This window comes from Actinopolymorpha rutila (assembly GCF_013407855.1).
In the GTDB taxonomy this organism is placed as follows: Bacteria; Actinomycetota; Actinomycetes; order Propionibacteriales; family Actinopolymorphaceae; genus Actinopolymorpha; species Actinopolymorpha rutila.
This window is the reverse complement of the sequence record NZ_JACBZH010000001.1, coordinates 3,095,412-3,109,121: the sequence shown is the minus strand read 5'-3', so window position 1 is coordinate 3,109,121 and position 13,710 is coordinate 3,095,412. Positions and strand designations below refer to the sequence as shown.

Annotated in this window: 12 protein-coding genes; 4 read left to right on the top strand and 8 right to left on the bottom strand. The window is 70.5% G+C overall.

Annotation, left to right across the window (positions count from 1 at the left end; all coding sequences use genetic code 11):
- On the top strand, positions 1-648 hold the full coding sequence (locus tag F4554_RS13820; RefSeq protein WP_179787758.1) for an HAD family hydrolase: 648 nt from the start codon (positions 1-3) through the stop codon (positions 646-648).
- A gap of 94 nt (positions 649-742) precedes the next feature.
- Here the strand turns inward: F4554_RS13820 and F4554_RS13815 are convergent, their stop codons facing one another.
- The 4 genes from F4554_RS13815 to F4554_RS13800 form a co-directional block, all read right to left on the bottom strand.
- Positions 743-2,707, bottom strand: coding sequence for a sialidase family protein (locus tag F4554_RS13815; RefSeq protein WP_202889283.1), 1,965 nt, complete (start codon positions 2,705-2,707; stop codon positions 743-745).
- A 311-nt stretch (positions 2,708-3,018) separates the two neighbouring features.
- Complete coding sequence (locus F4554_RS13810; RefSeq protein ID WP_179787757.1) at positions 3,019-3,375, bottom strand: RNA polymerase-binding protein RbpA; 357 nt, start codon at positions 3,373-3,375, stop codon at positions 3,019-3,021.
- A 145-nt stretch (positions 3,376-3,520) separates the two neighbouring features.
- Complete coding sequence (secG, locus tag F4554_RS13805; RefSeq protein ID WP_092655586.1) at positions 3,521-3,754, bottom strand: preprotein translocase subunit SecG; 234 nt, start codon at positions 3,752-3,754, stop codon at positions 3,521-3,523.
- 302 nt (positions 3,755-4,056) lie between these two features.
- Positions 4,057-5,421 carry an MFS transporter gene (locus F4554_RS13800; RefSeq protein WP_179787756.1) on the bottom strand — a complete coding sequence of 455 codons (1,365 nt, stop codon included), beginning with the start codon at positions 5,419-5,421 and terminating at the stop codon, positions 4,057-4,059.
- Between the two features lie 179 nt (positions 5,422-5,600).
- Between F4554_RS13800 and pgm the strand changes: the two genes are divergently transcribed.
- The 3 genes from pgm to F4554_RS13785 all read left to right on the top strand — a co-directional run bounded on the left by pgm (position 5,601) and on the right by F4554_RS13785 (position 9,600).
- A complete protein-coding gene (gene pgm / locus F4554_RS13795; RefSeq protein ID WP_179787755.1) occupies positions 5,601-7,247 on the top strand; it encodes a phosphoglucomutase (alpha-D-glucose-1,6-bisphosphate-dependent) in 1,647 nt (548 codons plus the stop codon).
- A gap of 83 nt (positions 7,248-7,330) precedes the next feature.
- A complete protein-coding gene (locus F4554_RS13790) occupies positions 7,331-8,383 on the top strand; it encodes a lipoate-protein ligase LplAB (RefSeq protein ID WP_179787754.1) in 1,053 nt (350 codons plus the stop codon).
- 248 nt (positions 8,384-8,631) lie between these two features.
- A complete protein-coding gene (locus tag F4554_RS13785) occupies positions 8,632-9,600 on the top strand; it encodes a hypothetical protein (protein WP_179787753.1) in 969 nt (322 codons plus the stop codon).
- A gap of 212 nt (positions 9,601-9,812) precedes the next feature.
- On the opposite strand, the gene F4554_RS13780 is transcribed toward F4554_RS13785, so the two are convergent.
- The 4 genes from F4554_RS13780 to F4554_RS13765 are packed head-to-tail and all read right to left on the bottom strand — an operon-like array spanning position 9,813 to position 13,706.
- The gene (locus tag F4554_RS13780) at positions 9,813-10,601 is read right to left on the bottom strand and encodes an enoyl-CoA hydratase (protein ID WP_179787752.1); all 789 of its coding nucleotides are present in this window, start codon (positions 10,599-10,601) and stop codon (positions 9,813-9,815) included.
- Positions 10,598-11,821 carry a CaiB/BaiF CoA transferase family protein gene (locus F4554_RS13775; protein WP_179787751.1) on the bottom strand — a complete coding sequence of 408 codons (1,224 nt, stop codon included), beginning with the start codon at positions 11,819-11,821 and terminating at the stop codon, positions 10,598-10,600. Before F4554_RS13775 ends, F4554_RS13780 begins: the two co-directional genes overlap by 4 nt.
- 11 nt (positions 11,822-11,832) lie before the next feature.
- On the bottom strand, positions 11,833-12,723 hold the full coding sequence (locus tag F4554_RS13770; protein ID WP_179787750.1) for a carbohydrate ABC transporter permease: 891 nt from the start codon (positions 12,721-12,723) through the stop codon (positions 11,833-11,835).
- Entirely contained in the window at positions 12,720-13,706 is a 987-nt protein-coding gene (locus F4554_RS13765; protein WP_179787749.1) for a carbohydrate ABC transporter permease, read from the bottom strand. The genes F4554_RS13770 and F4554_RS13765 overlap by 4 nt, the downstream gene beginning before the upstream one ends.
- Between the last annotated feature and the right edge of the window lie 4 nt (positions 13,707-13,710).

Here is a 13,710-nt window from a genome sequence, read left to right as displayed (position 1 = left end):
ATGGCCCTGCTCTTCCTCGACCTCGACAACACTCTTCTCGACCGCGACGGCGCCTTCCGATCCGCCGCGGTGGCGTTCCTCGCCGAGCACGGGCTGCCTTCCGCCGACGTCGAGTGGCTGGCGTCGGTCGACGCCAGTGGGTACACCCTCCGCTCGGTCGTCGGGGATGCCCTGCTGGAACGCCATCCCTCGCTGTCCGCCGAAGAGGTGCAGAGGTTCCTCGACAACGGCGCGGCGGAGCACGTGCGGCTGGCGGATCGGGTTCGGCGCGCCCTGCGACGGGCGACGGAGGCCGGCTGGACGTGCGTCGTCGTCACCAACGGGCGTACGCGTCAGCAGGAACGCAAGCTCGCGGTGAGCGGCCTGGACCGCGAGGTCTCGGGCTGGGCCGTCTCGCAGGCGGTCGGGCACCGCAAGCCGGAGCGGGAGATCTTCGCCGCGGCCGCCGCGTCGGTGGGCGCCCGGCTGGAGGATGGCGGCTGGGTGGTCGGCGACTCCCCGCATGCCGACATCGCCGGAGCCGACCGGCTGGGCCTGCCCAGCGTGTGGCTGCACCTGGGCCGGCAGTGGCCTGCCGACCTGCCGTTCAAGCCCACTCACATCGCCGACGACCTGCCCTCCGCACTGGACCACCTACTTCGAGGCTGAACGGACCGAGGTGGGGAGACTTACGGGGGTTCGGGGCCCCGTAAGTCTCCCCACCTCACTGAACGGACGTCTGATCAATGTCCTGTCGGCCGCGTCAGTTCGGGTCGATGCGCTCGAACGGCAGCCACAACGCCAGGCCGCGGCGGCCGGACAGGTTGTGCTCGTACAGCCGGGTGATCTCCGCCGGAGCCAGGGCGCGCCGGTAGACCCGCACCTCGTCCAGCGAGCCGTGGAACCGGCTGGTTCCGTCCACCCGCTCACCGACGTGAATGCCCTGGACACCGAACTCCTTTCCCTCGGTGACCGACCCCGACGGCGAGTTGGCGGCCGCGACCTGCGCACCGTCCACCCACATCAGGAAGCGTCGCCCGACCCGCTGCAGCACCACCTGGTGCCATTCGCCGTCGTTGTGGGCGCCGGACGCGGTGAGGGTGGCCGTGCCGAAGCCCGTGCCCAGCAGAGCACGCAGCCGGTTGCTGCCCGGCTCGGCGCGGAACCAGACCTGCGGCGTGGTGTTCGGCCCCAGCCGGTAGGCCCAGCCGAGCGTGTGCGTGCCGGACGTGGCGGTGTAGCGGAACCACGTCGACCAGGTGAAGTCGCCGGCGCCCAGGTCGATCGACCGGTCGTACGGCACCTCCACCCGGTCGTCCACCCCGTCGAGGTTCAGAGCCTTCCCGAACCGGCCTGAGGTCAGGCTCGCGCCTCCGCGCACGAACGCCGTCGCACGGTCAACGGCGGACCGGTCGCCGGTGGCGAGGTTCGGCGTCGTCGGGCCGGGAGCCGGCGGGCCGGGGATGCCTGGCCGAGTGCCGTTCGGCGTGTCGAGGTAGGCCTCGTTCATGCGGGCGAAGCGAATCTCCTCGTACGGGCTGAAGCCACCCGCCTCGTAGAGCAGCCCGATGACGCCGGGGCTCAGCTCGGTCAGGTCGGAGTACGCGGACGGCCCCCAGTGGATCACCTTCCCCTGCTCCCAGGTGTCCCAGCTCGCGGCCTCGTCGTAGGAGGAGCGGACCGTCATCACCTCCCGGGCGGCCGGGTGCGCCGGCGCGGCGAAGAGCAGCCGGTTGCGGGCGTCACCCTCGTCGGTGGCCGACAGCCGCAGCAATGCGCCCTGGACGGTCGGCACCTCGATCCGCGGGTCGGTCACGAACGGCGCGTCGAAGGTCTCGCCGCCGTCGCTGCTGATCGCGTATGCCCGGTTGCCCGGGTCGGGGTCGGCGCCCCCTTCGCGGGCGGAGTCGTAGATCCGGCCGTCGGTGAGTTCCACGACGGTGTTCTCGCCCGGGATCATCGTCTGGCTGTCCCGCCGGTCGACCGCGCCGCGCCGCCAGGTGAGCCCGCCGTCGTCGCTGAGCGCCAGCACCACGCCACCCGGACTGCCTCCGGGTTCGTTGAAGTACGCCGGTGCCACCATCCGGCCGGCGTGTGGCCCGCGCCGAAGCTGGATGCCGTGTACCGGGCCGGTGCCGTACCACCACTCCCACTCGGGCCGGCTGATCTGGGCGGTGAGGTCGCGGGGCGCGGTCCAGGTGGCGCCGTCGTCCTCGCTGTACTGCACGAACGGATGGCGGATCTGCTGGTTCTCGCCCGGGTTGTACGTCGACAACAGCACGATCCGGCCGGACTTCCGGTCCACGATCGGCACGGGGTTTCCGCGGGTGTCGCCGTTGCCCTGGACGAGGACCTGCAGCGGCCCCCAGGTTCGTCCACCGTCGTGGGACCGGCGGAGCACGAGATCGATGTCACCGGTGTCCGAGCACGTGCGCACCCGCCCCTCGGCGAACGCCAGCAACGTGCCGTCGTTCGTGGTGACGATCGCGGGGATCCGGAAGCACGAGTAGCCGTCGGTCCCTGCCTGGTAGAGCACCTGTTCGGCGAACTCCGGCACGTCGGCGGCGGCGCTCACCGGTGCCGGCTGCGCCGCCCGAGCCGGGCCCGCGGCCAGGCCGAGGCAGGTGGCGGCGGCCAAGAGGCTGGCCAGAACGACGTGCCGCCGGCTCCGGCCACGGGAGCCGATGCGGAACACCCGGCGGCGTTCGGGATCTGCTGCGGTGGGCATGGCGGCTCCTCGGAACGTCGTCGGCCAAACCTCGGCGCCGCGTACAAGCACACGACGAAGGAGATCGGACGTGGGACATGGGATGTCTGCTGGCCCAGTAGACCTGGCACGCGAGCCACCGCACAAGGAGGTGGGTGCCGATCTGGCCGCGGACGGACGACGCGCAACGGGAGCCCGGAAACAGCGGATGGCCGGCCGCGTGGTTCACGCGGCCGGCCATCGGACGGCGCATCGAACGAGGAGACCCGGCCGCGACATCGAGCGATCAACGCCGGAGGCGAGCGGACCGGGCTCAGGTCAGCCCAGGTGGATCAGAGAATTACTTCGCCCCGGCTGACCCGGGCGCGCAGCTGCTGAAGGGCCTCCTCCAGGATCTGGCGGGCCTCCTCGTCGCTGCGGCGTTCCTTCACGTAGGCCAGGTGCGTCTTGTACGGCTCGTTGCGCGGCACCGGCGGCGGGTTGCCGGAGTCGACGCTGGCCGGCAGACCGCAGCGCGGACAGTCCCAGGAGTCCGGAATCGTCGCCTCGATCGCGAAGCTCGGCCGGGTCTCGTGCCCGTTGGCGCACCAGTAGGTCACGCGGCGGCGTGGAGCGGTGTCACCCCGCTCGGCCTCTCCCATCGGACCGGCACCGACCCGGCTTCCTCGAATGGCGCTGCCACTTGCCACGGACGATCTCCCTCGTACGGAATGACTGACGTGCCGACCGATGGATGCTGACATCGGCGTTATATCGGATTCGAGGAAACGGTCGGGCGCTACGTCGACGGTCTGGTGAAGCTGTGAAAACTGGCTGGAATCGGGTGTGAGGAGACTAGCTGAACTTGAGCAACAAACCGAGCGCCACGATGCAGGCGAACCAGATGATGCCCATACCGACCGTGATGCGGTCGAGGTTGCGCTCGGCGATGGAGGAGCCACCCAGGCTCGACGTCACCCCTCCGCCGAACAGGTCGGACAGGCCGCCGCCCCGCCCTTTGTGGAGCAGGACCAGCAGCACGAGCACGAGGCTCGTGAGGATCAACAGGATCGAGAGCGCGGTGACCACGTTCCGGTGAACCCCTTTGTCAGACGACGCCGATTGTCAGCCGAGCCGGTGACCGGCTCCTTGAGGAAACCAGACTACGACACACCAGGGCAGCTTGCCGCCCCCGGCACCACCAGGATCTGTCCCGCGGTACGGACCGTGACCCGGCACCCCGACGATCTTCACGCTCGTCCCGGCGCCCGTGCGCGATGACAAGGCCGCCTTGCGTGTCCGTTCCGTCACCGTGTTCCGTCACCGGCAAGGCCCGCTTGCGGGGCGGCCTTGGGCTGCTTTGCACGGGGTTGCAGGGTCCTTGGACTGCCTCAGCCGACCCGCGCCTCCTCGGCGGCTCGGGCGGCACGCACCTCCCGTTCCTGGACGGCGTGCTCGTCGGTGCGGTCGTCGTAGCGCCAGAAGTCGTGCAGCCAGGCGGCCACCAGCCCCACACCGAGGACACACAGCGCGCCACCGCTCACGATCGCGGTCCGCACGCTGGTGGCGTCGGCGACCAGGCCTGCGCGCGCCTCACCTCCGAGCGGCCCGATGGAGTACGACAGCATCTCGATCCCGGCGAGCCGGCCCCGGCGTTCGTCGGGGATGGTCTGGTTCCAGATGACGCTGCGGAACAACCCGCTCACCATGTCGGCCGCGCCGGCCACCGCCAGGGCGACCACGGCGAGCCACACCGACGGGGACAGTCCGGCAAGCACCACCGCCGCGCCCCAGGTCGCCGCCGCGAGCACCACCGCCCGGCCGTGGTGGTGGACCCGCGCGACCCAGCCACTGGTCGCGGTGGCCAGCAGCGACCCGACGGTGCCGGCGGAGTAGAGCAGCCCGAGCGCGGCCGGCTCGCGCAGCACGTCGGCGGCGAACGCAGGGAACAGCACGGTCGGCATCGCCAGGAACATCGCGGTCAGGTCGACGATGTAGGTGCCGAGCAGGTCACGGCGGCGTACGGCGTACGACAGTCCGTCGCCGATCTCGCGTACGGTCGCCGCGATCCCGGAACTGATCGCCCTCGCCACCGGCGGACAGGGCCGCAGCCCGGTGAAGATCGCCGTGGCGACGGCCAGCCCCGTCACGTCCACGGCGTACGCCCAGGCCGCTCCCCCGGAGGCCAGGATCAGCCCGCCGAGCGTGGGTCCGGCCAGCATGGAGACCTGCACGCCGATCGAGCTGAGCGCGACCGCGGCCGGAAGCTGGTCGTGGCCGACCACCCGCGGGATGAGCGCCTCCCGGCTCGGCCGCTGCAGGGCCTGGGCGACCGCGAGCAGCGCGCCGACGGCGTAGATCACCGCCACCGACGGGTGGTCGAGGGCTGCGTTGGCGAGGAGGACTGCGGTGAGCAGACACTGCCCGAGGCCGGTGCCGACCAGCACCTTGCGCCGGTCCGCGCGGTCGGCCAGCGCGCCGCCGTACAACCCGCAGACCACCAGCGGGAACAGCTGCACCAGGCCGAGCGCTCCGACGGCGAAGTTGGAGCCGGTGAGGTGGTAGAGCTGGTACGGCAAGGCGACGTAGCTGACCATCCCGCCCAGGTAGAACACCGTTCCGGCGATCCACAGCAGGCGGAAGTCACGGGAGGTGCGCAGCGGGGTGAGGTCGGGCCACAGCGCGGTGAGTCGGCGGCGCCAGCCCGTGGGGTCCTGCCCACCCGGTGCCGCCTCGGTGGGTCGAGGACCTGTCACAAGGTGCCATTCTGCGGGGTGCACCGACCGGTCGCCACCGGGATTCGGCACCGTGGCCGCAGGTCGCCACACCCGAGGACGGGTCGCCACCTGTACGGCGCCGCAGGCTGGCAGGCTGGACCCGAGCAGCCGGAGCGCGACTCCGCTGACCCCCCGCGTTCGAGGAGAGGGACGAGCCGATGAGTGTCGACGCACGTGCCGGGCAGCCCGCCGAGGAATCCGACCTCGTGGACGTCGCCCACCTGGTCACCGCCTACTACGCCGGCCACCCCGACACCGGTGTCGCCGACCAGCAGGTGTCCTTCGGTACGTCCGGCCACCGCGGGTCGAGCCTGAACCTCGCGTTCAACGACGACCACATCGCCGCGGTCAGCCAGGCCATCTGCGAGCACCGCGCGAACGCCGGCGTGAGCGGGCCGCTCTACCTCGCCCGGGACACCCACGCCCTGTCCGAGCCGGCGTGGACCACCGCACTGGAGGTGTTCGCGGCCAACGACGTGACCGTGCTGATCGACGCTCGCGACGGCTACACCCCCACGCCTGCGCTGTCGCACGCGATCCTCACCCACAACCGCGGCCGCACCGACGGCCTCGCCGACGGCGTGGTGGTGACCCCCTCGCACAACCCGCCCGCGGACGGCGGTTTCAAGTACAACCCGCCGAACGGCGGGCCGGCCGACACCGACGTCACCAAGTGGATCCAGAACCGCGCGAACGAGATCGTCGGCGCCGGGCTGTCCGACGTGCGCCGGATCCCGTTCGCCCGGGCGCGCGCCGCCGACACCACCGACCGGTACGACTTCCTGGACGCCTACGTGCGCGACCTGCCGGCTGTCGTGGACCTGGCCGCGGTCCGGTCGGCGGGGGTGCGGATCGGCGCGGACCCGCTGGGCGGGGCGAGCGTCGCCTACTGGGGTGAGATCGGTGAGCGGTACGGGCTGGACCTCACCGTGGTCAACCCGGTCGCGGACCCGACGTGGCGGTTCATGACGCTGGACTGGGACGGCAAGATCCGGATGGACTGCTCCTCGCCGCACGCGATGGCCTCGCTGATCGGCCAGCGCGAGGCGTACCAGATCGCCACCGGCAACGACGCCGACGCCGACCGGCACGGCATCGTCACCCCCGACGGCGGGCTGATGAACCCCAACCACTACCTCGCGGTGGCGATCTCCTACCTGTTCGGGCACCGGGACGGCTGGCCGCGCGACGCGGCCGTCGGCAAGACGCTGGTGAGCTCGTCGATGATCGACCTGGTGGCCGCCGACCTCGGCCGCACGCTGCTGGAGGTCCCGGTGGGCTTCAAGTGGTTCGTGCCGGGGCTGCTCGACGGCTCGGTGGGCTTCGGTGGCGAGGAGAGCGCCGGCGCGTCGTTCCTGCGTACCGACGGAACGGTCTGGACGACCGACAAGGACGGCATCCTGCTCGCCCTGCTCGCCTCTGAAATCCAGGCGGTCACCGGCCGCTCCCCCAGCGAGCACTACGCCGAGCTGACGGCGAGGTTCGGGGACCCGGCGTACGCCCGGGTGGACGCGCCCGCCAACCGCGAGCAGAAGGCGGCCCTGGGCAGGCTGGCCCCCGAACAGGTCACCGCCACCGAACTCGCCGGCGAGGAGATCATCGGCAAGCTCACCAGGGCTCCGGGCAACGACGCGCCGATCGGCGGCCTCAAGGTGACGACCCGCAGCGCGTGGTTCGCCGCCAGGCCCTCCGGCACCGAGGACGTCTACAAGATCTACGCCGAGTCGTTCCAGGGGCCCGAGCACCTCGCAGAGGTGCAGAAGGAGGCACGCGCCGTCGTCGACGCGGTCCTCGAGGGCGCCTGAGGCGGGAAGGACCTCGGCGTCCGCAGGCGTTGACACCACGTCGGTCGTGGCGCCGACCGCGAACTGGACAGGCAGGTGGCGAAGTGCACGGTGAGTACAAGGTGCCGGGCGGCAAGCTGGTGGTCGTCGACCTCGACGTCGCCGACGGCCTGCTGGCGGACGTCCGGGTCAGCGGTGACTTCTTCCTCGAGCCCGACGAGGCCCTGGACGCGATCAACGCCGCGCTGACCGGGCTGCCGGCCACCGCCGACACCCGGGTGCTGACCGAACGCGTGGACGCGGGGCTCGGTCCGGACGCCGTACTCCTCGGCTTCTCCGCCCAGGCGGTGGCGATCGCCTGCCGCCGCGCTCTGGCCCGGGCCACCGAGTGGCACGACCACGACTGGCACCTGGTCCACGAGGGTCCACAGGACCCGGCCATGCACATGGCGATCGACGAGGTGCTGGCCGTGGACGTGGCCGCGGGGCGCCGTCCGCCCACGCTGCGGATCTGGGAGTGGGCGAAGCCCTGCGTGGTGATCGGCAGCTTCCAGTCGCTGCGCAACGAGGTCGACGCCGAGGGCGCGCGCCGGCACGGCATCGAGGTGGTCCGCCGGATCAGCGGTGGCGGCGCGATGTTCATCGAGCCGGGCAACACGATCACGTACTCGTTGTACGCCCCAACGTCGCTCATCGACGGGATGTCGTTCGCCGACTCCTACGCCTACCTCGACGACTGGGTGCTCGGTGCGTTCAACGAGGACCTCGGCGTACGTGCGTGGTACCAACCGCTGAACGACATCACCTCCGACGGCGGCAAGATCGGCGGCGCGGCGCAGAAGCGGCTGGCCACCGGAGCGGTCCTGCACCACGTGACGATGGCGTACGACATCGACGCCGACAAGATGCTGGAGGTCCTGCGGATCGGCCGGGAGAAGCTGTCCGACAAGGGCACGACCAGCGCGGGCAAGCGGGTGGACCCGCTGCGGCGCCAGACCGGACTGCCGCGGGAGGAGATCGTCGACAGGATGGTCGGGCACTTCCGCCGGCGTTACGGCCTTGTCAACGACACCTTGACGACAGGCGAGCAGCACGCCGCGGCGGCCTTGGCGGCGACGAAGTTCGCCACCCCCGAGTGGACCGCGCGCATCCCCTGACGGCTGCGTTCTCACGAATCCACCAACGCGCCGGGGCGGACGGAGTGCATTTCGCCGACGCGGGGAAATGGCCGGCGGGTGTCCGTTCGATTCGGAACGGACGTCCGATTCCGGAAGCATATGGAACCAAGCTTCACATAGCGGACCTTTCGTGAAAGATGATGTTTGTCCGTACGGGGGGACTTTCTTGAATCTGCACGTGTTCCTCCTCGCGGGCCGACCACCAACACAGGGGAGGACCGCACCATATGAAGCTACGAAGCGCAATCGCCGCGACGTCTCTGGTCGCAGCCGGCGGGATCGCGTTCGCGATGCCGGCCAACGCCGACCTGGTGACTCGTTGCGTCGGCGAGGGCGGTGCCGTCACCGTTCCGGGTGACCTGGTTGTTCCGGCGGGCAAGGCCTGCTGGCTCAACGGCACCACCATCGAGGGCAACGTGCGGGTCATGGCCGGTGCCGACCTGATCGTGGACGGTGCGACGTTCAAGGGTTCCGTCACCGTGGCGGAGAACGGCTACGTCGACACCTCCAACACCACGATCATCAAGAACGTCACGGCCGACAACGCGTTCGGATCGTACTTCTACGGCAGCAACCTCGGTGGCGCGGTCAACGCCAAGTCCGACGAGGGTTCTGAGTACGACGGCTTCGTCTACGCCGTCGACTCCAAGGTCACCGGCCGGGTCAACGCCTCGGTCCCGGGCGAGGTCGTCGTGGACGGCTCGCAGATCGGTGGCGCGCTCACCGGCCAGGGCACGCGTTACCTGGACGTCTACAACTCCTCGATCGACGGCAAGCTGATGGTCGCCGACAACGAGGAGGGCTCGGTCTTCTGCGAGAGCGAGGTGTACGGGGACGCCAGCTACACCGGCAACTCCGACACCCTGCAGCTGGGGGCCGACGGGCCGCTGGCTCCGTGCTCCGGCACGAGCTACTGGGGTGGGAACGTCGACGTCTCGAACAACTCCGGGACCGTCGTGGTGAGCAACAACATCGTGCGCGGCAACCTGTCCGGCACCGGGAACGACCCGGCGCCGACCGGGGAGAACAACCGCGTACGTGGCACGGTGTCGGGTCAGTTCGTGGACCTGAAGGCTCCGGCCGCCATGCGGATGGCCGCGCCGCAGGACCGCAAGGCCGAACTGTCCGGTGAGGTGAAGGAGCGTCGGGCCGACGCGCAGGCCGAGGCCAAGGCGGCCGGCAAGGCTCGGCTCTGACAGCAACACCGTGAAGTCGACGGTGAGACACGGTGGCCGGGCCCGGTGGGCCCGGCCACCGCTCGCGTTCGTGAAGGAAGCAACGGTTGACGACCTCGCTGCCCTGGTTGCCGAAGTCCTGGCGGGACGGTCTCAGCTCCTACACCGCGGGCGGCGCGCCCGTTGAGGACGTCCCCGTCGCAACACGCCCTAGGTCGATCCGCGGACAGACTTCAGGTGCCGGTCCAAGAGGCGCGCCGCTTGGCCACGAACGCCGCCACGCCCGCCCGGAAGTCCGCGCTGTCGTAGACGCGGTGCACGAGATCGGTGCCGTCGGGAACGCGCGCGGCCATGATCCGGCGTACGGCCTGCTTGGTGGCCCACATCGTCAGCGGCGCGTGCTCGACCAGCCTGGCGACCAGCGCCTCGGCGGCATCGTCGACGTCCTCGAGCTCGCACACCTGCGACAGGAATCCCGCCGCCGCGACCTCGGTCTCGTCCAGCAGCCTGGCCCGTAACACCATGTCCAGCGTGCGGGCGGGACCGAGGTTGTCCACCAGCAACGCGACCGTGGCCGTGGACAGGCAGTTGCCGACGGTCCGCGCGATCGGTACGCCGAACCGTGTGCCGCGCGCGGCGATCCGCAGGTCGCACGACGCGGCGATGGCGAGACCCGCGCCGACGCAGTAGCCGGTGAGCACCGCGACGGTCGGCACCCGTACCCCTGCCACCGCTTCCAGCAGCCGGGTCATCCTCCGCTCGTACGCCACGCCGGAGTCGCCGTCGGTGAACTCCCCGAACTGCCCGATGTCGGTGCCCGCGACGAACGCCTCGTCACCGGCGCCCCGCAGCACCATGACCCGGATCGAGGAGTCGGACTCGGCCTGGTCGCAGGCGGCCAGCAGCCCGTCGTACATCGCCCAGGTCATGGCGTTGCGCCGCTTCGGCCGGTTGAACGTCACCCGCAGCACCGGACCGTCGCGCTCGACGAGCAGTTCCGCCGCGGCTCCGTCGTCACTCACTCGGTACGTCCTTCCCGGTCCGTCGCACCGCACCGCACCGCGCCGGCGGCTTCCAGTCGCTCGATCTCCGACATCGCGAATCCTGCCTCGCGCAGGACCTCTCGGCTGTCGGCGCCCAGCGACGGGCCGGCTCGGCCGCGCACCGGCGGGGTCGCCGACATCCGCATCGGCGAGCCGAGCTGGCGGACCTCGCCGAGCGTAGGGTGCGGCGCGTCCCAGTAGTAGCCCCGCTCCCCCAGGTGGTCGTCGGTGAACACCTCGGCGTAGTCGGCGATCGGAGCGCACGGAACGCCGGCCTTCTCCAGCGCCCGCACCAGGTAGTCGCTTCGCCAACCGCGGGTTGCGCGCTCGATCACCGGGGACAACTCGGCCCGCAGCAGCTGTCGCTGGTAGGCGTCGGCAAGGCGCGGGTCGTCGGCCAGTTCGCCCAGGCCCAGCACGTCACAGGCCGCGACCCAGGAGCGCGGCGTGACGGCGCCGAACGTCACCCATCCGTCGGCGGTGGCGAACGCCTGGTACGGGGCGGTGCTCTGGTGCGCCGAGCCCAGCCGGCCGCCGACCTCGCCGGTGGCGAAGTACCTCCCGGCCTCCCAGATGCCCATCGACACCGCCGACTCGAACAGCGACACGTCGACGTGCTGCCCTTCCCCGCTCGCGTCCCGCGCACGCAACGCGGCCAGCGCCGCCAGCGCGGCGTACAGCCCACAGGTGAGGTCGCACAGCGGTACGCCCACCTTCGCCGGCGGGCCGTCCGGCTCCCCCGTGATGCTCATCAGCCCCGCCCGCGCCTGCGTCATCACGTCCAGGCCGGGCAGGCTCGCCCGCGGGCCGTCCTGTCCCCATCCCGACAGCGACACGTACACCAGCCGCGGGTTCAGCGCCCGCACGCTCTCGTAGTCGAAGCCGAGCGCGTCCATCGCCCCCGGGCGGAGGTTCTGCAGGAACACGTCGGCGGTCGTGAGCAACCGTGTCAACACCACCTTGCCGTCCGGGTGCTTCAGGTCGACCGCCACCGAACGCTTGTTGCGGTTGAGCCGGACGAACGCCGACCCCTCACCCCGCAGGTACGGCCCGACCTGGCGGGCCGGGTCTCCCCGCCCGGGCGGCTCCACCTTCACCACGTCGGCGCCGAGGTCGGCGAGTTGCATCCCGGCGAACGGCGCGGCCATGAAGACGCCGACCTCCACCACGCGTACCCCCGAAAGGCTCGCCTGGTCCATGTGCGCTCCCCTCACCTGCCCGAGATGCCGGTCATCACCACGCCCCGGATGAACTGCCGCTGCGCCACGAAGAACACGATCAGCACCGGGACCACCAGGAACATCGACGCCGCCATGCTGATGTTCCACGACGCGTCCGTGGGCGAGATGAACGCCCGCAGCCCGAGCGCCAGCGTCTTGTTTCCCTCACTCTGCAGGTAGATCAGCGGCAGCAGGAAGTCGTTCCAGTGATAGACGAACGAGAAGATGCCCACCGCGACCAGCACCGGCCGGGACAGCGGCAGCAGGATGTGCCACCAGATCCGCAGGTTCGAGGCGCCGTCGAGCCGGGCCGCCTCGTCGAAGTCACGCGGGATCGTCAGGTAGAACTGGCGCACCAGAAAGATGTTGAAAGCTCCGCCGCCGAGGAACGCCGGCACCACCAGCGGCGCGAACGTGTCCACCCAGCCCAGCGACCGGAACAACACGAACTGCGGCACCAGCGTCACCACGTCCGGCAGCATCATCGTGGACAGCAGCAGGTAGAACAGCAGCCGCCGGCCCGGGAACCGCAACCTGGCGAAGCCGAACGCCACCAGCGAACTCGACAGCAGGGTCCCCGCCATCGCCAGGATGGTGATCATGGCGGTGTTGGCCAGCCAGACCAGGAGCGGTGCCCGGTCCATCGCCTCCAGGTAGTTGACCCACCGCACCGGGCTCGGCACCCACACCGGCGGATAGGCGAACACCTGCCCCTGGGCCTTCAGTGACGTGGACACCAGCCAGATCATCGGGATGGAGAAGACGGCCGCGAGGGCCGCCAGCACGGCGTACAGAACCGTCTGCCGAGCGATCGCAGGGCCCCTCCGCGCACCGCCCCTCGTCGCGGTCACCCTCGTCGCGCTCACCCTCGTCGCGCTCATCGTGCGTCCTCACCCTCGTAGTGCACCCACGACCGCGACAGCCGGAACTGCACCAGCGAGAAGACCAGGATGACGAGGAAGACCACCCACGCGTACGCCGCGGCGTAGCCCATCCGGAACTGCTCGAACCCCAGGCGATACAGGTAGAGCACCGAGAACAACGTGGACTGCTCCGGTCCGCCGTTCCCGGCAAGGAGGAACGCGCTGGTGAAGATCTGGAACGACGCGATGACGCCGAGCACGAGGTTGAACAGGATCACCGGCGAGAGCATTGGCACGGTCACCGCCCAGAACCGGTGCCACCAGTTCGCGCCGTCCACCTGGGCGGCGTCGTGCAGCGTCTGCGGAATGCCCTGCAGGCCGGCCAGGAAGATCACCATGGTGTTGCCGATCCCCCACAGGTTCATCAGGATGAACGACGGCTTGGCGGTGTGCGGGTCCTGCAGCCACTGGAGTTCGGGCAGCCCGACCATGCGCAACAGCGAGTTGGCAAGGCCCACCTCGGGGTTGAGGATCCAGAACCACAGGATCGCGTTCGCCACCGCCGGCATCACCGCGGGCAGGTAGAACAACGTCCGGAACACCGAGCGGAAATGCACCCGCTGGTTGAGCAGCATCGCCGCGCCGAGTGCGGTCACCAGGTTGAGCGGGACGCTGATCACGGTGAAGAACGCGGTGTTCCACAACGAGATCCCCACCAGCCGGTCGTGCAGCAGCAACCGGAAGTTGCCGAGGCCCGCCCAGGTGGGCGGACTGAACAGGTCCCAGTTCAGGAAGGCCATCACCAGCGAGGCGAGCATCGGACCCGCGACCAGGAACACGAACCCGACCAGCCAGGGCGCGATGAACAGGTAGCCGTCGATCGCCTCCCGGCGCCGGGTGCCGAGCGGGCCACGTGACCCGCGCCTCCCGCCGAGGCCGCCGAGGCCGCCCCGTCCGCGGGTCGCCGGCTCCTCCCGCGGGTTCGCCGTCTGCGTGACCATCGCC

Bases quoted from the DNA above. Each gene is read 5' to 3' on its own strand.
- F4554_RS13820 (WP_179787758.1), top strand. From the start codon at position 1: ATGGCCCTGCTCTTCCTCGACCTCGACAACACTCTTCTCGACCGCGAC.
- F4554_RS13815 (WP_202889283.1), bottom strand. From the start codon at position 2,707: ATGCCCACCGCAGCAGATCCCGAACGCCGCCGGGTGTTCCGCATCGGC.
- pgm (WP_179787755.1), top strand. From the start codon at position 5,601: ATGAGTGTCGACGCACGTGCCGGGCAGCCCGCCGAGGAATCCGACCTC.
- F4554_RS13785 (WP_179787753.1), top strand. From the start codon at position 8,632: ATGAAGCTACGAAGCGCAATCGCCGCGACGTCTCTGGTCGCAGCCGGC.
- F4554_RS13775 (WP_179787751.1), bottom strand. From the start codon at position 11,821: ATGGACCAGGCGAGCCTTTCGGGGGTACGCGTGGTGGAGGTCGGCGTC.
- F4554_RS13770 (WP_179787750.1), bottom strand. From the start codon at position 12,723: ATGAGCGCGACGAGGGTGAGCGCGACGAGGGTGACCGCGACGAGGGGC.
- F4554_RS13765 (WP_179787749.1), bottom strand. From the start codon at position 13,706: ATGGTCACGCAGACGGCGAACCCGCGGGAGGAGCCGGCGACCCGCGGA.